The organism is Leptospira idonii (genome assembly GCF_004770995.1).
Lineage (GTDB): Bacteria > Spirochaetota > Leptospiria > Leptospirales > Leptospiraceae > Leptospira_A > Leptospira_A idonii.
This window is the reverse complement of record NZ_RQHW01000047.1, coordinates 290213-309021: the sequence shown is the minus strand read 5'-3', so window position 1 is coordinate 309021 and position 18809 is coordinate 290213. Positions and strand designations below refer to the sequence as shown.

The following is an 18809-nucleotide window of genomic DNA, read 5'->3' as shown; positions in this document are numbered from 1 at the left end:
CAAACTTATAGAAGGTTTTTCAGAAAAAGCAAGGAATAGTCTTTGATTTAAGACAATTTCCGAATCACTGCATCTAGAATGATTTTACCGTCCACATTGCCGGTGTAAGGATTGATTGCTCTTTCCGGATGAGGCATCATTCCGATTACGTTTCCTTTCTCATCGCATATCCCTGCAATGTCGTTCAAAGATCCGTTCGGATTTTCCTTGTAACGAAATACTACGGAACCGGAATCTTCGATTTTTTTCAGACCTTCCGCATCCGCAAAAAATGCACCTTCCCCATGAGCAATGGGAATAGAGAGTGAAACATTTTTGATGTTTCCGGAAATAGAATTATTCTTAACAGGAAGAAGATCCACATCCTTGCAGATATATTTCAAACTTCTATTATGAAGAAGTGCTCCAGGAAGAAGTCCGCTTTCCGTAAGGATTTGAAACCCGTTGCAGATCCCTAGAACCTTACCGCCTTTTTTGACATAAGAAAAAACGGATTCCATCGCAGGGCTGAACCTAGCCATCGCTCCGCAACGAAGATAATCTCCGAAGGAAAACCCCCCAGGAAGCACTACTAAATCGGGCATATCTTCGAAATGATCTCTATGCCACACATAACTTACGTTTGCATTGTATTCGTTCGCAAGAACGGTTCCCACATCCTTATCACAATTGGAACCGGGAAAAGTGATTACATGTGCTTTCATATTTTTTCAGTCACAAATCGATAGGATTCGATCACTTGGTTCACTAGAACGGATTCGCAAAGTTCTTTGGCCAAACTGTCCGCAGCATTTTTGTCTTCCGTATCGATTTTGACTTCCAGATATTTCCCCACTCGGAGGTCTTTTACGGAAACCTTTCCTTGGTCGTGCAAGGCGCGGAGTACTGTCTGTCCTTGAGGGTCTAGGACGGAATCTTTCAGGGTGATATTTATTTTTGCGATAAACATAGGTTAATTTTCTCTTCTAATAATAAGTATTTTGCTTTTAGTTCCGAAATAAGGGAAGGAGACAACGCAGGAGGAGGAGGATTTTTATCCCAAGACGTGGACTCAAGCCAATTGCGTAATATCTGTTTGTCGAAGCTGGCAGGAGTGGTTCCCAATTTATAGGAAGACTCATCCCAATAACGGGAAGAATCGGGAGTGAGAATTTCATCGATCAAAATAGGTTCCCCAGACTCGATTCCGAACTCAAACTTAGTATCACATAAAATGATTCCTTGTTTTTTCATCAGGTCGTGAGCTTCGGAAAAAAGACGAAGAGAGGTTTCTTTCAATTTGGAAAACAATTCTTCCCCTACTTCTTTTTTCATCGTTTCTTCACTGATGTTCTCATCGTGGCCGATATCGTTTTTACGTGCGGGTGTGAAGATAGGAGTTTCGAATTTTTGAGATTCCAACATTCCTTTCGGATAATCCACGAAAGCAACCTGACCGGTGGATTTGTATTCCTTAAAGGCGGAACCGGAAAGATATCCTCTTACGACACATTCATAGTCGATACGTTTCGCTTTTTTCACAAGAACGGATCTGGAAGAAAACTCTTTTCTCCCACGAAAAGGCTCGGGAAATAAATTTACATCCGTTTCCAAAAGATGATTTTTGAAATGCGAAAAATGACGGAACCACTTTGTGGAAATGCGGGTGAGAATTTCCCCTTTGCCGGGAACGTTCTCCTCAAAAACCACATCGAAGGCAGAGATACGATCTGTAGCGCATAACAAAAGTGTATCGCCTAAGTCGTATACGTCTCTTACTTTACCTCTGTAACTGGGTGTAATTTTCAGATCTGAATGCATACCATTGCCATGTCGTCATTAGGGATTTGTTTTCCGCAAAATTGCAGAATTTTAGATTGCACTGATTCCAAAATATCTCCCCCCCCATTCACTGACTCGTGAAAAATTGTCTTCATTCCCTCTTCCGAAAGAAAATGAAAGCTGTCATTTCTGGCTTCGCTGGCTCCATCCGTGTACATAAACAGCTTATCTCCCGATTTGAGGGCAATTTTTTGAACCTCGTCCTGAGGGTTCAAATTGATTCCCATAATCATAGGACTCATTCCCTCCAAGGAAACGGTTTTCCCGTCTACATAAAGCAAAGGAGCAGGATGTCCTCCGTTGATATAGGTGAGGTTCAGTTCCTGATCCAGTATCGCATAACAAAAGGTAATGGAGTAGTCTTCAGGGAGGACGATTTCCATATTTTGTCTCAGATGATTCACTCTTTCTTTCAGATCCAATACAGGGGACAAATTGAAAAGCTGCATCTTGAACATGGCTCCGATGAGTGCGGCACTTGGCCCGTGGCCTGAACAGTCGGCGATCACTATATGGAGTTTTTTGGAATCGATCCAGCAGTCTACAAAGTCGCCGCCGATTTGTAAAAAAGGATGAAATAATGTCTGAGCTTTGATCCCGTTCCAGATAAAACTTTTTTCAGGAATGAGTTGGTCCTGCACCTTTCTTGCCGTCTGCAGTTCTTTTTCGTATTTCGCCTTCTCTCTCAACAGTTCGTCTTGAAGGTCTTTGATTCGAATGACGGAATGAATCTTAGCAACTAACTCTCTTTTATTGAAAGGTTTGTTGATAAAGTCGTCTCCTCCGTTTTTCATTGCCTCTTCAAAACCGATATCTCTGTCGATGGAAGTGATAAATAGGATGGGGAGAAGTTTAAACTTTTCCATAGTTCTGAGTTCTCTGCAGAAAGAGAAGCCGTCCTGAACTGGCATATTTACATCTAAAAGAAGAGTATCAATGGGAGTATTCATCAGAACCAACCTCGCCTCTTCTGCGGAGAACGCAGTATAGGCGGTGAAACCTTCCGTAGTCAGAAGATATTTGAGAAGCTCCACATTCTCCAAAACGTCATCCACAATTAGGATGTTATGCGTTTTTCTGATTTCGGAAGAATTTGGCATTTAGGCTCTTTCCGCTCTCAAAGTTTCCCTGTAGGAAAGAATTTTCTGAGTGCGGTAAACGATTAGAAATAAAATCAAAAATAGAAAATGATAAGCTAGAACGGAAAGCCAAAAACTGATCTTCATATCGGAATCCATTCCTCCTTTTCCCAAAACACTACCTGGATGGTTACCAGGGTTTTCGATCCAACGAATGGCGCCCCAAGTCAAAACTGAACTGATTGCACAAAGAAGGGAAAGGTAGGAAGAGATGATCGCTTTTTTCTTAGGTTCCAAAATTAAAAAACGAAACACGAAGTAAGAAACTAGAGAAAGACAAAGAATGAAAAAAGATTGCAACCTAGCATCTGTTCTATCCCAAGGAACACCCCAAGCGCTGTTGGCCCAGATGGGACCTGAGAATAAAACTCCCAATGCGAATAAAAATGAAAGTTGGTTGGAAGAAAAAGCCAAATCGTCCCATAGCCTTTTTTTTGTCACAAGGTAAATCAGAGAAAAAAAGGAAGCAAGGATAGGCCCATATAACGCAACCCAGGCGACAGGAACGTGAAAATAAAAAATTCTATGACTGAGGCCCTGTTCCAAAATCACATTGGGATAAAGAATGGAGAACAAAACCGCACTCGGTATGGAAACCGCTACAAGCAAGTACAGGAATAAATCGAATCCTATAGGAAGGATGGAAATTGGCTTTCTCACACAGTCCAAGATTCAGTTTCTTTGGAAAAATTCTAGGAAAAAACGGGTTTAGTTTTCTTTCCTGAGGATTTCCAGAAACAACCCTCCCAAGGTGCCGTAAAACAAAGCGAAAAATAAAAGCAAAAATACGCTCGGCCAATAGAATCCGATCTCTCTCCAAAACCTTTCCTCCGCTTCCAATCCGAATAAAAATAGAGGGATGGAAAAAGGAAGTTGGAGGAGCGGAAGAACGATCTCCTTCAGTCGGCTTTCTTCGGAAATGAGCCCCATGGAAACTCCCAAAAAGACCAAAGAGAAACTTCCTAAGCAGGAAAAAAGCCACTCTCCTGCGAATCGTTCCATATTCGCACTCTGGAAAAAGACGGAAAGAGCGGCTACGATCGCCAGGTTCACAAGAGATGTACAAATCCAAATCACCAGAGACTTTGCAAAATAAAGCGTACTCTGAGAAGCGGAGGATAAACTGGCATTCCATCCTCCCGATTCTCTTTCCTCCCAAAGGGACTGCCCCACCAAAACGAAATTCAGCAAAAACACGATCGCCCACTTCAATCCCCGGACACTTCGTTCTCCCAAAGCTTCGTTCACTTCGATGGAGGAATAAAAAATAAAAATCAAACAAAAACTCAAAGACAATAAGGAGAGAACTCCTCCCAAAGAACGACCGACTAACAAAAATTCTTTTTTTAAAACTTTAAGAAACATATTCGATCGTTTTTCCCAGTTGAATTTTACTCAGGATCTCCAATTTTTCAGGGATCTCATGAAGAACGATAATAATCAGCCTTTTGGATTTTTCTTCATTCAGGATGTCTGTCAGAAGTCGAATGGAGGCAACATCAAGACCAGTGTACGGTTCGTCCAGCAATACGATATTAGGTGAAACAAGAAAAGAACGAATGAGAGCCGCTTTCTGCTTCATTCCTCTGGAGAAAGTATGAAGAGGCTCCCTTCTTCTTTTTTCCAAACCGAAACGACTGAGCCAAAAATCCAGTTCGTCTTGAGGGAGGGTTCTTTTTCCCAAAGAGAGAAAATAATCCAGATTTTCGGTAAGAGTCAAAGAGGAATACAGCCCCAAATCGTGGCCTAAGTAACTCAAAGATTTTTTCCCCTTAGGCCAGACCCAAGCAGGATGGGAAGAGGATCTATGATAGATCTCTTTCAGAAGAGTGGACTTCCCGGCTCCGTTTTCTCCTTGGATGAGAACCATTCCCGTTTCAGGAAAAGAGAAACTCAGATCACGAAAAATGGTTTTATAGCCGACAGATATGGTGAGAGACTTACATTCTAGAATCGTTTCCGCCATACACCTACCATGTTCCGTGATCTCCTTACATTTTCACTTCTGTTTTTTATTTCCCTGCCTATAACGGCACAAAAACAGATCGGAGATCAGGAATATCCGGAAATCCTTTGGGGCAAAGATCAGGAATTCGACACTTCCGATTTTCCGAACGGCTCCCTCGTCTATCATAAGGAAGATTTTATCCTGGCTCGAGGAAGAATCTTCCAAGGAAGTCCCCCTCCTTCGGTAGGGAGTTTCGAATACGAAGGTAAAAAAATCACAAATTCAGGTGAATGGAACAATGAGACCATTGCGATGCTTCTTTCAGGAAAGGAAAAAGCAAGAAAGGAAGCGATCAAACGCCTGGAAGCAGGAGTAAAATTCGATCCTCAGTTTTTTCCCTTTCGTTACAATTTAGGAAGATTATATTCTTTAGAATTAGAATATGCGAAAGCACTGGTTCAATTCGAATATGCGAAGGCGGAAGTTCCCGAATATTTCAAAACCTATCTGCATATCGCCATTCTTTCCGAAATCACGAGGGAAATTTATTATGCCGTCATGAATTACAAACTGGCCGCAGAAAAAAATACGTATGATACGGAAGCACTCATACGTCTCAGCGATCATTATTTGGCGACAGGTCTCAAGAACAGAGCACTCATCTATCTCAACCAAGCGTTAAAAATCGAAGAAGCCAGCCCCAATGTAAGATTGGGATTTGCCCGTCTGGAAATGGAAAAAGGGAATTACCACATCGCTTATAAAATTTTCAGCAAAACCTCACTCTCCACCCAGGAAGGAAAAGAAAAACCTTACGACAAAAAGTTTCATTATTATTTTGCGGAAACAGCATCCAAGGTCACTGACTATGAAACTGCGGAAGAACAATATACCAAAATGTTGAGTTTCAAGAACGATCCCTTTTTTGCGACAGTATCCGCAAAGGTCATTGCGAGAAGAAGAGATATCGCCCGCAAATTCGCAGAAGCCAAAAGGACTCAGTTGGATGAAAATGCGGAAGAGGAAGCGGTTCCCACGGAATGATCGGTGGACAAATCGTTCTCTAAATATCTTTCAAATTGCGGGATGCGATCAGTTCTTTCGTAAATTCAGTTTTAGGACGGGTAAAAACTTCGGAGGCCTCTCCCGATTCGACCACTTCTCCTTGTTCCAAAAGAAACACTTGTTTGCAAAGATGTTTCACCAAACCCAAATCATGTGAAACCAGAAGGAAACTTATGTTTTCTTTTTCGTTGAGATTGCGAATCAAAGAAACGATCTCTGCCTGCACGAGAGCATCCAATGCGGTCACCGGTTCATCTAACAAAATCAATTCGGGACGAGCAAGAATCGCACGAAGTATACTAAGTCTTTGGAGTTGGCCTCCGCTCAATTGATTCGTTCTTTTGGAAAGAACTTCCTCTTTCAAATGAAATCTTTCGAAATAGGATAAGATTCGATCCGTCTCCTCCGACTTTCTTTTTTTGCTTAAAAAAATCCCTTCTCTCACCTGCAGAGGCTCCAGAAGTGATTCTCCCAAAGTTTGGTAAGGAGACAAAAAAGAGAAAGGATCCTGAAATACCGGCTGAATGGGTTTCGTAGAATATTCCCGAACGTCTCTTCCCTTCCATTTGATTTCTCCTTCGATTTCATATCCTTGGATGAGTTCCGGGACGGCTAAAATGCTGCGAAAGAGTGTGGACTTGCCGGAACCGGATCTACCCACAATCCCCGTGATCTCACCGTTATTTGCAGTTAGATGAACATTCTTCAGAATGGTCTTCCCTGAAATGCGAACCTTTAAATTTTTGATCTCTAACACTGCGGTTGGAAGCGAAAGGAAAACGATTGCCTTTCCGGTCTTTAGGAAAGAAACTGAATGGGAAAGGAGAAATGGCAAGTGAATTTTGTGAAGATTACGGAAGTAGGTCCGAGAGACGGATTGCAGAACGAAAAAACCATCGTTTCCACGGAAGATAAATTCAAATTCATACTTTCTCTCATTCGCGCGGGACTCAAACATATAGAAGCCACATCTTTCGTAAGAAAAGAATGGGTTCCTCAAATGGGAGATGCTCCCGAGCTCGCCAAACTAATATTCAGCGAAAATCGTCCAGGGATAGAATTCTCCTGCCTCACTCCCAACATCAAAGGTTACGAAGCGGCAATCAACTCAGGCTTCAAAGAAGTGGCGGTATTCACTGCAACTTCGGAGTCCTTCACTCAGAAAAATATCAATAAAACCATCGAAGAATCCATAACCGCCTTTTCCGAAATTTTCAAAAGAGCCCGTATAGACAATGTGAAAGTGAGAGGATATATCTCCACAGTCATCGCCTGTCCTTACGAAGGGAAAATGGCTCCCGAAAAAACGTTAGAAATCACAAAACGACTCTTAGATGAAGGGGTTTACGAAATTTCTTTGGGAGAAACGATAGGAGTAGCTGTTCCTTCGGAAGTGGAGGCGCTTTTAAATGTATTGCTGAAAGAAGTTTCCCCTGCACTTCTTGCCGGTCACTTCCATGATACATACGGAATGGCAATCTCCAACGTAAAACAATCCTTATCGATGGGAATTCGTTCTTTCGATTCTTCCGCAGGCGGTTTGGGGGGCTGTCCTTATGCCAAAGGAGCTTCCGGAAATTTAGCCACGGAAGATTTGGTCTATTTTCTAGAAAGAGAAGGTTATGCAACAGGAGTGAACTTGGACCATTTAGTGGATGCCTCTCTGATCATGCAGAGTGCAATGGGAAAAGCATTCGCCTCCAGAACCTTTATCGCAAAGTCCCATGCAAGAAACTCCTGAGTTTCCGAGAGCACTCAAACTCTCTCTCGACAAAGCGCAAAAATTTTATTCCGATCCCAAATACTTGGAATCGGACCCCATCCTTTTTCCCTCTCGTTATACGAACTCTTTGGACAGGGAAATTGTTTCCCTGTTTTCTGCTCTATTCGCATACGGAAACGTAAAGGCAATCCAGCAGTTTTTAGCACCGCTCTTTCTGGATCTGGGAGACCATCCTTACTTGGCACTTGCGGAGAAAAATCGATTCTTTGAAACGGCAAAAAAAAACATAAAATACTACCGCTTTCAAACACAAGCTGACAATCGTTTATTTTTGGACATAGTGTCCGATATTGCTTCCGAAACAAAACAATCCAAGGACAACTCTCCCCTATTCGAAACCTATTTCCTAAACGAAGATGGATTCGATCCCATAGAAGGAATCTCCCTGTTTCAAACGATCTTTACAAAGAAGATCCTTTCCCAAACGGGAAAAAAACAACTCTCTCCCGGATTAAAATTCTTAATAGGGGAACCTCTCTCCAAATCCGCAAAAAAAAGAATCTGTTTGTTTTTACGTTGGATGGTGAGAGACAAATTTCCTGATTTCGGAATTTATAAAAAGATTTTGCCGAACCAAATTCCCTTTCCTTTGGATGTGCACATCCAAAGACTGATAGGTATTTTAGGAATCTCAGAAAGAAAAACTTTCGGAATCAAAGAGTCCATACTCATTCGAGACTATTTCAAAAACTTTTATCCCGACGATCCGTTGTTATACGATTTTTGTCTGACAAGAGTAGGAATCATCCGGAAATGCAGAGGGATTCAAGTGGAAGAGATTTGTTCTATTTGTGAAATTAGAGAGGCTTGCAGGATTGGTAGTGCCACGGGGAATTGAACCCCGATTGCAAGGATGAAAACCTTGTGTCCTGACCATTAGACGATGGCACCAGATTGAGTGAACCGAACGTTTGAGTCGTCGGGGATTCGAACCCCGGACCCATTCCTTAAAAGGGAATTGCTCTACCAGCTGAGCTAACGACTCGTGCTCTGTTGCCAAGAATAATGACAAGGGGTTCTTGGTCAATCACTACTTCAAAAAAAGGATTGGTTTTTCCAAATTTATTTCATAATGATCGTGTGCTCTCTGTCCGGTCCAGTGGAGACGATTCCTATTTTAGTTCCCACCAATTCCTGCAAAGAGTTGATATAACTTTGGCAAGCTGGAGGAAGTTTGGAGAAATCGCAGATTCCGGAAATATCGTCTTTCCATCCTTTATAATCGGCAAAGATAGGTTTTACGTCTTCCAATCCCTGTGAAGGAAAATGAGAAAGTTTTTTCCCTTTGTATTCATAACCGATGACAACCGGGATCGAATCATAGTGAGATAAAACGTCTATTTTTGTGAGAACGAGAGAGTTGATTCCGTTCACCACGATGGAATGTTTCAGCATTTGCACATCGAACCATCCGCATCTTCTAGGTCTTCCCGTAGTGGAGCCGTACTCGCCGCCTAACTTACGCAATATATCACCGGCTTCTCCCAGAATTTCGGAAGGAAAAGGGCCTTCCCCTACTCTGGTCGCATAAGCTTTCGTGATCCCTATAACATCTTTTAAATGGCGAAAATTTACACCGGATCCTGCAAGCGCTCCTCCCGTCGTAGGATTGGAGCTGGTTACGTAAGGATAGGTTCCGAAATCGATATCCAATCCTGTCCCTTGCGCCCCTTCCAAAAGGATTCTTTTTCCTTTATCCAATTCTTCGTTGAGGTAGTAGATGGTATTGATGATGTTTTTTCCCATTTTCTCGGCGAAATTGAGAAGGTTCGGATAAATTTCATCGAAACGAACCGGTTCCAGATCGTAGTATTTCACCAACTCCTGGTTTTTCACATCCAAAATGTGTTCCAGTTTTTTCTTCAGAACTTCCTTATCCAAAAGGTCTCCCGCACGAAGTCCCATACGGAGCATTTTGTCCGCATAACACATTCCGATCCCTTTTTTGGTAGTGCCTATCTTTCTCTCAGGAGAAGAACCCAATTCTCTGGCTTCATCGATCATTCTGTGGTAAGGAAGCAGGATATGACAGGAATCACTGATCAAAACTTTCTCTTTTACCCTAAATCCGCTTTTTTCCAAATCGGCGCATTCCTGCAAAAAGTAGTCAGGATCCAAAACGACCCCGTTTCCGATCACACAGACAGTATTATCATAAATGATTCCGGATGGCACTAAGTGAAAGACGTATTTGGTTCCGCCGACTACTACAGTATGACCTGCGTTAGCTCCACCTTGGTAACGAACGATGATGTCTGTATCTTTCGATAAATAATCAATGACTTTCGCTTTTCCTTCATCGCCCCATTGGGCACCGACAACTAAATTTGCGGGCATAGCCTACCTCATTTTTTGATATTGAAAATTTCTTCGATCGGATCTATATGTAATGCAAAACCGCAGGCATCTTTTTTGATTTCCGTATAGGTTTCGTAAAGGGAGTTGTAAACTCCTCCGGCAAACACTGGTTCAGGATACGCATTCATATATCCTTGAAACACGATACCAGTATAATAATTCACATCTCTGATGAGAGCAGGATCCCAAATTCCAGTGAAATGAACGTTCCCCTTTTCCCAAGTCTCGATAAAAGAACGAACTTCTCCCAAAGATTGTTTCACAGAATCGATTTGATTTCGTACATCTTCTTTGGTCGCAGTTTGTTTGCGGAACTCGGAAGTTTCCCATTCTTTTTGTAATTCGGATAAAAAGGATACGATTTGTTTCTCAAATCCGGAGAACTCTGTGAATGCCACAGGTTTGAGAAATGCCTTCAGGATTTGAATGAGAGAAGGAGGAGTGTTTTTTCTTGCCGCAAGGCCGATGAGTTCCGTGCTGTTTTTAGTGAACAGAAGCTGACGGAAAGTTCCTTCCCATTCCTCTGTCCAACCTAAAAGTTCAAACACTCTGCTGATCAGGCCGGAATGCCCCAGGACAAAACTAACACTTGTTTCCCTGCAAGAATACTTCCAAAGTTTTTCCAATAATAAAACTTGGGAAATGATTTGGGAAGGATGACTGTTCCCGATGGACTCTCCTCCAATTTGGAGGATTTCTCTGCGGGATGCATTTCTTTTTTTATGATCTCTAATTTTGCGGCCGACGTAATAGACGTTTTGGTTCTCTTCCCAATGGGATCGAGTGGCCATACCCTTTACCACCTGCAAGGTGAGGTCTACTCCGGGAGAAAGTTCGAAGCCGTCCCAATCTTTGGAACGAAGCAAAGAACTGGATTCACCTGCTTCCATTTGCGATTGAAAGGAGGAAGTGTAATCAAAGGAAGGAAGAGTGATTTCGGAGTAATTATGTTCTTCGAAGATTTGGGTGAGTCCCTGTAGTAGATTCCGCCTATTTCTACTTTCTTCCGGTCCTAAAAAATGGAAGCCGTCGGGGATCCATCTTCTCTCTGCAAGTTTTGATTTTTTAGCTGAATTCATGACTGGACTAGCGCCCAAGAAGTCAGATTAGAGAAAACGATGATTTATGCAATCACTTGTAAAAATCGGATAGACAAATGGCATTTCTTTCGCTACTTTAATGTCGGTTTAGAGGGCAATATGACAGAAAAAGAAGCCACATTGGGACGTTGGCATAAAGAGTTTTTTGAAAATATACATTTATTTATGAAATCAGGTCTTTCTCAGACCGAAGCAAAATCCATCCTAGAAGAATTCTTAGTTCTCTCGCAAGCGACTCCTAAGCCAAGGGTCATGGATATTTTTACTGAGCCCGAAAAATTAGAAGAGATCGGAGTTTTTACGGACATCAAAGCAGAGCCAAGGGACTTTATGCTGAAGTTCCTAGACCCGATCATGAAGAAATTCACGGTCGAAGGAGTGGAAAATCTCAAACTTTTAAACGGAGTCCTGGGAAAATATCCTGTTACACTCATCTCGAACCACTTGAGCCATTTGGATGCTCCTGCCATTTTCACTCTTCTTTACAATGCGGGGCCGGAAGGCAGAAAAATTGCGGAATCTCTAGTGTTCATCGCAGGTAGACTTGCCTTCGAGCCTGACTTCACTAGACTGGGTCTCTACATGTTCGGAACTCTGCTTGTATGTTCCAAAAAAGACATGGCGGACAACCCTTCTCTTTCCGACGTAATGACCAAAATCAATATGAGAGCTTTCCGAAACTCTCAGAAGTTGCAGTCGGACGGAAAGATCATTTCCATCTTTCCGGAAGGAACCAGATCCAGAGACGGAAGGCTGATGCCTTTTGTGGACACTGTGTACCATTACGTTGCCAATAAAGTGATCCTGCCTATCTCCTTGGAAGGGACGGATAAAATCCTTCCGATCGAAGGGCTTCTATTCAACCAAGCTGTAGGAAAATTAGTCATCGGTAAACCTGTGCTTGTCGGGGAGCTGACGAAAAAGGAAATGGAAACTTTCCCTTCTTCCATTGAACAAATCTCTTTTCCAGGAGGAGGAGATAAAAAACAATTCATCATCGACAATTTGGCGCTTTTGGTCGGCTCCAACCTGAACAAACACAAACATGGAACCTACCGCAATCTCTACAAAGGGGATCATTCTTCCAATCAGCTCATCAGCATCCCTAAAACTGTGGAAGAAAACATTGTCATCATCGGCTCCTCTAACATGTCCGTGGCAATTGCCTGCGTTCTAGCCAATAAAAACGTAAAAGTCACAGTTTACCAACCTGAGTCCGATATAGTGCAGCAGTGCAACGAAGAAAGAAGGGATATCATCCACTACCCCATCTATAAACTTCCACCGAATATCCATTTTTCGGATGACCCTACTGTATGCGAAACGGCAACCCTATTCATCCAAGGAACCAATCCTTGGGATTTCGATTCCGTTTTCCCGAAAATCAAACCTTACCTTCAAAAGAACAAATCTCCCATAGCGAATGTCATCAAAGGGTTTACCGGTTCCAAAAAAGGTTTAATCTTGGAAGACCTAAACGAACTTATGGGAATCGAAAGAGATCGTTTGGCGGTCATTTCAGGTGCTTGTTACCCGGATCAAATCATGGAAAGAAAGATCTCCGGATTTGAAGTTTCTTCTTTCGAAGACTCTCTCATCCCCAAACTTCAGGGATTATTTAACACAAGTTATGTATTCACAAGACCTGCAATCAATTCGAGAGATACCAAAGGTGTTCAATTGGGAGGAGCTCTCAAAACCATCTATGCAGTTGCGATGGGACTCGTGGAAGGCTACTTCAAACGAGAATTAGGTGGCAATGTGGACAACACACTCTTCCATCTTTCGAATCGTTTTTTCAACGAAATGGTTTCGATAGGAGTGCTTTTAGGAGGAGACCCTACTACCTTCAACGGGCTTTCCGGAATGACAGATTTTATGTTGGCTTGTTTCGGTTCGGACACAAGAGACAGAAAGTACGGATACGATCTAGCTTACGGAACCAGACCGGAAAAAATCACAAACGGTTTTTACGGCCTGAAAGTTCTTCCCAACCTAATCAATTTGGACGAAAAACGCCATCCGATCGTAGCATCCTCCTACAGAACGGTGATTCAAAATGAAGACTTCGATAAAGTTGCAGAGCACCTGCAGCTTCAATTGGCAAGATTATAGTTTTCATAAACAGAAACTGCTTCCGGGGGACAACTTCCGGAAGGGTGGATATTTGCATGCGAATGATTCGTTTGTTATACATAACCTAAAAGCCAATCGATGAAAAAGATATTTTTATCTATTCTTTTTCTGTTTCTGTTTGTTTTCAATCACTGTTCTCCTGAGAAAAATATAGTCATCATTGTTTCCGCAAATGCAGAATGGAATTCAGTCAAAAATATCGTAAAAGCGAATTCCGATATTCTGAAACAATCTCCTTACGGGGAATTTTTCTTCGCAGACAATTCAGATTCCTCATTCAAAGAAAACGTTATCTTCTTTCATGGAGGATGGGGGAAAATTGATTCTGCCGCGTCCACTCAATGGGCGATCTCAAATCTCAATCCTAAGCTGATCATCAATATAGGAACCGCAGGCGGATTTGATAAAAAGGTTAGAATGTTCGATGTTATTTTGGCGAAAAATGCCTTTGTTTACGATATCATCGAAAGAATGTATGATTCTCAATCGGCGATCCATCATTATAAAACGGAAATGAAATTAGACCCTTCGATTCGTTTGCCAAAAAATCTCATCCATGCAAATATCATATCCGCCGATCAGGATTTAGATCCTTCTCAAATTGATACACTTTCTAATTTATATGATGCTTCTGCTGCCGATTGGGAATCTGCTTCTATTGCAAGAGTTTGTAGTAAAAACGATATTCAAGTGATTATTTTGAGAGGTATTTCCGATATTGTTAGCTCTAAAGGGAGTATCACATACAATAACAAAAAAGCATTCGAAAAGAATACGGATATAGTGATGCAAAAGTTGATCAGTGTGATCAAAAATTCATTCTAAGAAGGGAATGATGTTTCGCCAAACGAGTCCGATTTACTGAAATGAACCGGTCGGCGAACATTCTTTCTTTTACATAGAAATGCGAAAAAAGTTGTTATAGATAGTTTTCCTTATTCGTCCGATCATTCTGTGGGAAATTTACTCATATCCATAAAGAAGACTTCCCAAGTGTGTCCGTCAAAATCTTCAATCGTTCTTTGCTGCATAAAACCGTAATCCCTCATTTCGTTTGGTTCGATTCCGCCCGCTTTTAGTCCGTTGGACATCAGTTGATTCACTTCGTCTATGCTGTCCAAAGATAAAGAAAACAATCCCGCCAAACTAGATTTAGTTTCTGCGATCGGCTTGGATGTAAAAGTCTTAAACTTTTCATGTGTCAGTATCATTACAAAAATGGTTTCACTCCACACCATACATTTTGCTGTGTCGTCCGAAAATTGAGGATTGTTTGTAAATCCCAATGCTGTGTAAAAATCCATTGATTTTTGAAGATTTTTTACCGGTAAATTTATAAATACTTGTTTTGCCATTTTCTTTCCTTAACCTCTATTTGATTTTTTAGCTATAACTCAATTCGTTTAACATCGCAGTCAAATGTACTTTGGAATAATATGAACATGCATTTCCACATCAGCAAGTGTTTTATTATTCTAAATTTTTGGAATCAATCTGCGGATAGAAATTAATTTCCTTGGCCGATTGTAGCAGCGAAATACAGAATTCCTTATGATTTATATTTGGTTTCAATCGGAAACAAGCTTTACAATTAAAAGATCTTCCCTTCTTTAAGTAGCTACCTATAGCCGCAGGAAGGAGGTAGCATCTATATGATCATCACCAGGATCCGATCCGCTTTCCAATGGATACTTGGGCGCCACCTTTTGACAGGTTTACCTGAAGAAGAGCGCCGTTCTTTTTACCTCACCGCCAACACAATCATCATCCTGGCAGTCCTAGTATTTTTTTCCTGGGTGCAGCCTGTTCCTGCAAATTTGGTCATAGCCTTACATATCTTAAGCTTTGCCTTTTTTACGGAACTCACAATTAGCTGGGTTCTATTGAGAAGGGGCTATCTGCTTGCCTCCCAGGTTTTCTTGTGTTTCGCATTATGGGTGATGGACATAACCATTATTTTCAGTTTCCCCGGCCAACAAGCCCATTTATATCTATCCGTTGCAATGCTTCTTCCTTTACTCCTAGTCGCTCGTAAACACAAAAAGATTAGGATTGTCCTCGCTCTGGTTCCCTTTTGTTTGTTCATCGCACGCGAGACCTATTTCAAAATTCTAGGAGGGCAAGCTCTATATGGTCCTGAGCCGGCGCCAGGAACTCTACGAGCAGATGAAGTCCTTTTGGATGTGATAGGCAGCCAGTCGTTCCTACTTTTGTTAGCGTATCTCTTCATACGCGGAAGAGACGAAGCAGAAGCCAAGATGCAAACGGAACATGAAAAATCGGAGCAACTTCTTCTTAATATATTACCTATGGAAATCGCACAAGAGTTGAAGGAGAAAGGAGTTTCCGAGCCTCGGCTGCATAACAATGCAACTGTGTGTTTTACAGACTTCAAAGGTTTCACTCAAATTGCGGAAACCCTTTCACCCACGGAACTTGTTGCGGAATTAGACCGCTGCTTTTCCTATTTCGACAGTGTGATGGAAAGGCACAATTTAGAGAAACTCAAGACGATCGGAGACAGTTATATGTTTGCTGGCGGTATCCCTGAAGCAAGTAAAACACATGCGATCGACTGCGTAATGGCCGCTTTGGAAATCCAAGCGTTCATGAATCAAATGAAAGAAATCAAAGCGACTCAGAATCTCCCCTACTGGGAACTTCGCCTTGGGATCCATTCCGGTGATCTGGTTGCAGGAGTCATTGGCGAGAAGAAGTTCGCTTACGATGTATGGAGTGATACTGTCAATATCGCCAGCCGCTGTGAATCATCCGGCATTCCAGGCCGCATCAACATCTCCAGCGCTACATACGAATTGGTAAAAGATTTCTTCGAGTGTGAATACAGAGGTGCCGTACAAGCGAAACACAAAGGAAAGATCGAAATGTATTTTGTCAATGGACTCTTGCCTGATCTTAGACGCACCGGAGAATCACGGATTCCAAATGAAGAGTTTCGCAAACGATACAAGCTGCTTCTTGGGTGATCGATCTATCCTCGTTTGTCGGCGATTTAAAGTGAATTCGGCAGCCGAACAAAAAAGACAGTTTTGCCTGGAACGGATTCAAAAGAGATATCTCCTCCGTGTTTTTCCACAATCGACCGACGAACAATCAATAATCCTAAACCGCTTCCTTCACCTAATCCTTTTGTGGTGAAAAAAGGATCAAAAATTTGATTTTTGATTTTATCCGAAATTCCGGGACCGTTGTCCTCAACGGAAATCACGATCGCATTTTTCTCTTCTTTCAGACGGATCTCGATTTTCCCTTTGAACTCCATCGCCTGAAGCGCATTATAAATCAAATTGGTCCAAACCTGAATGAGATCATCCGGATAAGCCGGAACGATCGGGCGAACACCGAAATCAGTGACAACTTCCACTCCGTCTCTCATTTTATTATGATACAAAGTGAGAACCGTCTCGATGGTCTCGACTATATCCGTATTCTTTTTCTCATGGGATGTATCCAAACGAGAATAACTTTTAAGGGAAAAAACGATTTTAGAAGTTCTTTCCACGGCGAAACGAATGGATTCATGATTACGATTGATTTGTAATTCGATGAGGATGATATTCAGAAGCTCTCTGAACTTAACATCTCTGAAGAGATCGATGTAAGAATCGACTTGGGAAGAAATTCCCAAATCCACAACTCGATCCGCCCAATCATGAGGATTTTCATAGTCCCAAGTTTTAAAGAGATTTTCCAAATTCTTTTTCATCTTTCGAACATCACTGAAGCTAAAAACTTCCGGTCGGACTGTGAAAATCACATTGATGAAATCAGTAAATCGTTTCAGATCCTCATCTGAAAGATGGAATAGAATTTTTTTCAATTCCGTCAAACGATCCCCTATTTTTAAGGAATAAGAATGGATTTCTCCGCTGAGTGCGGAAATAGCACCTAACGGATTATTGATTTCATGAGCGACTCCGGCAACTAACTGGCCCAAAGCGGCCATTTTTTCGGAAAAAACGAGCTGATTCTGCGCTTTTTTAAGATCTTCCAAGGTTTCCGCTAGTTCTCTAGTGCGCTCTTGAACTGCCTCTTCCAAAGCTTGTTTGGATTTTTTCGTTTCAGTGATGTCGATTAGAATCGCAAGCAGCTTCGGCCGTCCTTCCATAATCAAAATCGCATTCCCGGAGATCACATGTTTGTATGCTCCTGATCTATGACGGATGGTTGCCTCCATCCCCGTGCTCCAGCCTTTTTTCATAAGCTCAGCAAGAAGTCTTTCTCTATCGAATTGAGTCTTCCAAATATTCAATTCGTAAGATGCCTTCCCGATGATCTCTTCTCTTGCGAAACCGATCAGTTCTTCATAGGCAGGATTAATATCTATATAAACAGCGGTTTCCAAATCGGAGAGACTGACCGCAGCAGGATTCAATCGAAACAGATTTTCGAAAAGGTTTTTGCTGATAGTAAGTTCTTCTTGGAGAATTAGATTCTTTTTCTCCTTTAACTTGATTTCAGTGATGTCCTGACCGATGGCTAAAATGTATTGGCGATCATTCAAATAACGGGCATTAAATAAGATTGTTCGCACCATCCCGTCATCCGTTCGAAAACCTACTTCCATATTACGGACAAAACCGTCTTTCATCAGTCCTTGGATGATATTTTCTCTGTCGGTTTCGTTCGTATAAACGTTCAAATCGGAAGGAGTTTTTCCCAGAATTTGCCGTTTTTGTTTTCCGACCCAATTGAGAAATTGTTGGTTTGCATCCAGATAACGCCCATCAGCAGAAGACAAAGTGATCCCTATAGGACTCAATTGGAAAACAGTCTCCCAAATGCTGCTGGGAAGGTCGGGAAGCTTCATAGTGCCTGAGCGAAATTAGACGAAAAGAAGAAGGTAAGCAAGAAAAAAAAAGCCCGCAAAGGTTTGCAGGCTCTTTTCGAAAAGGCAAGATTAGGAAAAAAGTTATTTCGCTGCTGCGGCCTTTTTCTCTTTCTTTTCTTTTTTAGGTTTGGAATCAGCTTTCGCCTTAGGAGCTGATTTTTCTCTCTTTTGGCGGATCTCTTCTTTCAACTCAAGATGAGTTTTGCGATCTACTAGTTCCAAAATTCCCATTTCGGTATTGTCGGATTGGCGGTTCACCAAACGAACGATACGAGTGTATCCTCCTACTCTGGTGGCAAATCGATTGGAAATATCGCTGAGAAGTTTGTTCACGATCTCTGCATCACCCAAATGGCTGTAAAGATAACGTGTATTATGCAGAATTTTTTCCGCTTTTTTCTTCTCGTCAAGGTTTGCCAGATTCGCATCCAGATTTCCTTTAGCACGAGTGATGATTCTTTCCGCCAAAGAACGAGCAACCTTCAATTTTGCAACGGAAGACTCGATTCTCTCGTGACGAAGAAGAGAAATCACCATGTTTTGAATCATGGCTTTTCTGTGGTCAGCAGATCTATTGAGTTGTTTAACTTTATTACGTTTTCTCATT

General features: G+C 41.8%; 19 protein-coding genes and 2 tRNA genes. 6 read left to right on the top strand and 15 right to left on the bottom strand.

Annotated elements, in window-relative coordinates; translation table 11 throughout:
* Nucleotides 1-47 precede the first annotated feature (47 nt).
* The 7 genes from purQ to EHS15_RS13350 are packed head-to-tail and all read right to left on the bottom strand — an operon-like array spanning nucleotide 48 to nucleotide 4926.
* Nucleotides 48-704: a phosphoribosylformylglycinamidine synthase subunit PurQ gene (gene purQ, locus EHS15_RS13380; protein WP_135761071.1), complete on the bottom strand. Its 657-nt coding sequence runs from the start codon at nucleotides 702-704 to the stop codon at nucleotides 48-50.
* Nucleotides 701-949, bottom strand: coding sequence for a phosphoribosylformylglycinamidine synthase subunit PurS (gene purS, locus EHS15_RS13375; protein ID WP_135761070.1), 249 nt, complete (start codon nucleotides 947-949; stop codon nucleotides 701-703). The genes purQ and purS overlap by 4 nt, the downstream gene beginning before the upstream one ends.
* Nucleotides 931-1800 carry a phosphoribosylaminoimidazolesuccinocarboxamide synthase gene (locus EHS15_RS13370; RefSeq protein ID WP_210416348.1) on the bottom strand — a complete coding sequence of 290 codons (870 nt, stop codon included), beginning with the start codon at nucleotides 1798-1800 and terminating at the stop codon, nucleotides 931-933. Before EHS15_RS13370 ends, purS begins: the two co-directional genes overlap by 19 nt.
* Nucleotides 1785-2921 (bottom strand): PP2C family protein-serine/threonine phosphatase, encoded by a 1137-nt coding sequence (locus EHS15_RS13365; RefSeq protein ID WP_135761069.1) that lies wholly within the window; start codon nucleotides 2919-2921, stop codon nucleotides 1785-1787. Before EHS15_RS13365 ends, EHS15_RS13370 begins: the two co-directional genes overlap by 16 nt.
* Complete coding sequence (gene ccsA / locus EHS15_RS13360) at nucleotides 2922-3620, bottom strand: cytochrome c biogenesis protein CcsA (protein WP_135761068.1); 699 nt, start codon at nucleotides 3618-3620, stop codon at nucleotides 2922-2924.
* A gap of 48 nt (nucleotides 3621-3668) precedes the next feature.
* Complete coding sequence (locus EHS15_RS13355) at nucleotides 3669-4325, bottom strand: heme exporter protein CcmB (protein WP_135761067.1); 657 nt, start codon at nucleotides 4323-4325, stop codon at nucleotides 3669-3671.
* A complete protein-coding gene (locus EHS15_RS13350) occupies nucleotides 4315-4926 on the bottom strand; it encodes an ABC transporter ATP-binding protein (protein ID WP_135761066.1) in 612 nt (203 codons plus the stop codon). Before EHS15_RS13350 ends, EHS15_RS13355 begins: the two co-directional genes overlap by 11 nt.
* A 9-nt stretch (nucleotides 4927-4935) precedes the next feature.
* Here EHS15_RS13350 and EHS15_RS13345 point away from each other — a divergent pair, with 9 nt between their 5' ends.
* The gene (locus tag EHS15_RS13345; protein WP_135761065.1) at nucleotides 4936-5952 is read left to right on the top strand and encodes a tetratricopeptide repeat protein; all 1017 of its coding nucleotides are present in this window, start codon (nucleotides 4936-4938) and stop codon (nucleotides 5950-5952) included.
* A gap of 19 nt (nucleotides 5953-5971) precedes the next feature.
* Here the strand turns inward: EHS15_RS13345 and EHS15_RS13340 are convergent, their stop codons facing one another.
* Complete coding sequence (locus EHS15_RS13340; RefSeq protein ID WP_167884237.1) at nucleotides 5972-6808, bottom strand: ABC transporter ATP-binding protein; 837 nt, start codon at nucleotides 6806-6808, stop codon at nucleotides 5972-5974.
* Here EHS15_RS13340 and EHS15_RS13335 point away from each other — a divergent pair.
* Together EHS15_RS13335 and EHS15_RS13330 are read left to right on the top strand one after the other, a co-directional pair.
* The gene (locus EHS15_RS13335) at nucleotides 6788-7714 is read left to right on the top strand and encodes a hydroxymethylglutaryl-CoA lyase (RefSeq protein ID WP_135761063.1); all 927 of its coding nucleotides are present in this window, start codon (nucleotides 6788-6790) and stop codon (nucleotides 7712-7714) included. The genes EHS15_RS13340 and EHS15_RS13335 overlap by 21 nt on opposite strands.
* A complete protein-coding gene (locus EHS15_RS13330) occupies nucleotides 7698-8594 on the top strand; it encodes a TIGR02757 family protein (RefSeq protein ID WP_135761062.1) in 897 nt (298 codons plus the stop codon). The genes EHS15_RS13335 and EHS15_RS13330 overlap by 17 nt, the downstream gene beginning before the upstream one ends.
* Here the strand turns inward: EHS15_RS13330 and EHS15_RS13325 are convergent.
* The 4 genes from EHS15_RS13325 to EHS15_RS13310 all read right to left on the bottom strand — a co-directional run bounded on the left by EHS15_RS13325 (nucleotide 8573) and on the right by EHS15_RS13310 (nucleotide 11193).
* Nucleotides 8573-8647 (bottom strand) — tRNA-Glu (locus EHS15_RS13325). The two genes, EHS15_RS13330 and EHS15_RS13325, sit on opposite strands and share 22 nt — an antisense overlap.
* 21 nt (nucleotides 8648-8668) lie before the next feature.
* A tRNA-Lys gene (locus EHS15_RS13320) sits at nucleotides 8669-8741 on the bottom strand.
* 77 nt (nucleotides 8742-8818) lie between these two features.
* Nucleotides 8819-10093 carry an adenylosuccinate synthase gene (locus tag EHS15_RS13315; RefSeq protein ID WP_135761061.1) on the bottom strand — a complete coding sequence of 425 codons (1275 nt, stop codon included), beginning with the start codon at nucleotides 10091-10093 and terminating at the stop codon, nucleotides 8819-8821.
* An 8-nt stretch (nucleotides 10094-10101) separates the two neighbouring features.
* Complete coding sequence (locus EHS15_RS13310) at nucleotides 10102-11193, bottom strand: ATP phosphoribosyltransferase regulatory subunit (RefSeq protein ID WP_135761060.1); 1092 nt, start codon at nucleotides 11191-11193, stop codon at nucleotides 10102-10104.
* Between the two features lie 120 nt (nucleotides 11194-11313).
* Between EHS15_RS13310 and EHS15_RS13305 the strand changes: the two genes are divergently transcribed.
* Together EHS15_RS13305 and EHS15_RS13300 are read left to right on the top strand one after the other, a co-directional pair.
* Nucleotides 11314-13329 (top strand): 1-acyl-sn-glycerol-3-phosphate acyltransferase, encoded by a 2016-nt coding sequence (locus EHS15_RS13305; protein ID WP_135761059.1) that lies wholly within the window; start codon nucleotides 11314-11316, stop codon nucleotides 13327-13329.
* A 99-nt stretch (nucleotides 13330-13428) separates the two neighbouring features.
* Nucleotides 13429-14175, top strand: coding sequence for a 5'-methylthioadenosine/S-adenosylhomocysteine nucleosidase (locus EHS15_RS13300; protein ID WP_135761058.1), 747 nt, complete (start codon nucleotides 13429-13431; stop codon nucleotides 14173-14175).
* 122 nt (nucleotides 14176-14297) lie between these two features.
* On the opposite strand, the gene EHS15_RS13295 is transcribed toward EHS15_RS13300, so the two are convergent.
* Nucleotides 14298-14705 (bottom strand): VOC family protein, encoded by a 408-nt coding sequence (locus EHS15_RS13295; RefSeq protein WP_135761057.1) that lies wholly within the window; start codon nucleotides 14703-14705, stop codon nucleotides 14298-14300.
* A 297-nt stretch (nucleotides 14706-15002) separates the two neighbouring features.
* On the opposite strand from EHS15_RS13295, the gene EHS15_RS13290 reads away from it, so the two are divergent.
* Nucleotides 15003-16337: an adenylate/guanylate cyclase domain-containing protein gene (locus tag EHS15_RS13290; RefSeq protein ID WP_135761056.1), complete on the top strand. Its 1335-nt coding sequence runs from the start codon at nucleotides 15003-15005 to the stop codon at nucleotides 16335-16337.
* A gap of 26 nt (nucleotides 16338-16363) precedes the next feature.
* Here the strand turns inward: EHS15_RS13290 and EHS15_RS13285 are convergent, their stop codons facing one another.
* Both EHS15_RS13285 and rplQ read right to left on the bottom strand, forming a co-directional pair.
* Complete coding sequence (locus EHS15_RS13285) at nucleotides 16364-18181, bottom strand: PAS domain-containing sensor histidine kinase (RefSeq protein ID WP_135761055.1); 1818 nt, start codon at nucleotides 18179-18181, stop codon at nucleotides 16364-16366.
* A gap of 102 nt (nucleotides 18182-18283) precedes the next feature.
* Nucleotides 18284-18808 carry a 50S ribosomal protein L17 gene (gene rplQ, locus EHS15_RS13280; protein ID WP_135761054.1) on the bottom strand — a complete coding sequence of 175 codons (525 nt, stop codon included), beginning with the start codon at nucleotides 18806-18808 and terminating at the stop codon, nucleotides 18284-18286.
* Between the last annotated feature and the right edge of the window lies 1 nt (nucleotide 18809).

Bases quoted from the DNA above. Each gene is read 5' to 3' on its own strand.
- purQ (WP_135761071.1), bottom strand. From the start codon at position 704: ATGAAAGCACATGTAATCACTTTTCCCGGTTCCAATTGTGATAAGGAT.
- purS (WP_135761070.1), bottom strand. From the start codon at position 949: ATGTTTATCGCAAAAATAAATATCACCCTGAAAGATTCCGTCCTAGAC.
- EHS15_RS13370 (WP_210416348.1), bottom strand. From the start codon at position 1,800: ATGCATTCAGATCTGAAAATTACACCCAGTTACAGAGGTAAAGTAAGA.
- EHS15_RS13365 (WP_135761069.1), bottom strand. From the start codon at position 2,921: ATGCCAAATTCTTCCGAAATCAGAAAAACGCATAACATCCTAATTGTG.
- EHS15_RS13355 (WP_135761067.1), bottom strand. From the start codon at position 4,325: ATGTTTCTTAAAGTTTTAAAAAAAGAATTTTTGTTAGTCGGTCGTTCT.
- EHS15_RS13350 (WP_135761066.1), bottom strand. From the start codon at position 4,926: ATGGCGGAAACGATTCTAGAATGTAAGTCTCTCACCATATCTGTCGGC.
- EHS15_RS13345 (WP_135761065.1), top strand. From the start codon at position 4,936: ATGTTCCGTGATCTCCTTACATTTTCACTTCTGTTTTTTATTTCCCTG.
- EHS15_RS13335 (WP_135761063.1), top strand. From the start codon at position 6,788: ATGGGAAAGGAGAAATGGCAAGTGAATTTTGTGAAGATTACGGAAGTA.
- EHS15_RS13330 (WP_135761062.1), top strand. From the start codon at position 7,698: ATGCAAGAAACTCCTGAGTTTCCGAGAGCACTCAAACTCTCTCTCGAC.
- EHS15_RS13315 (WP_135761061.1), bottom strand. From the start codon at position 10,093: ATGCCCGCAAATTTAGTTGTCGGTGCCCAATGGGGCGATGAAGGAAAA.
- EHS15_RS13310 (WP_135761060.1), bottom strand. From the start codon at position 11,193: ATGAATTCAGCTAAAAAATCAAAACTTGCAGAGAGAAGATGGATCCCC.
- EHS15_RS13305 (WP_135761059.1), top strand. From the start codon at position 11,314: ATGACAGAAAAAGAAGCCACATTGGGACGTTGGCATAAAGAGTTTTTT.
- EHS15_RS13300 (WP_135761058.1), top strand. From the start codon at position 13,429: ATGAAAAAGATATTTTTATCTATTCTTTTTCTGTTTCTGTTTGTTTTC.
- EHS15_RS13295 (WP_135761057.1), bottom strand. From the start codon at position 14,705: ATGGCAAAACAAGTATTTATAAATTTACCGGTAAAAAATCTTCAAAAA.
- EHS15_RS13290 (WP_135761056.1), top strand. From the start codon at position 15,003: ATGATCATCACCAGGATCCGATCCGCTTTCCAATGGATACTTGGGCGC.
- EHS15_RS13285 (WP_135761055.1), bottom strand. From the start codon at position 18,181: ATGAAGCTTCCCGACCTTCCCAGCAGCATTTGGGAGACTGTTTTCCAA.
- rplQ (WP_135761054.1), bottom strand. From the start codon at position 18,808: ATGAGAAAACGTAATAAAGTTAAACAACTCAATAGATCTGCTGACCAC.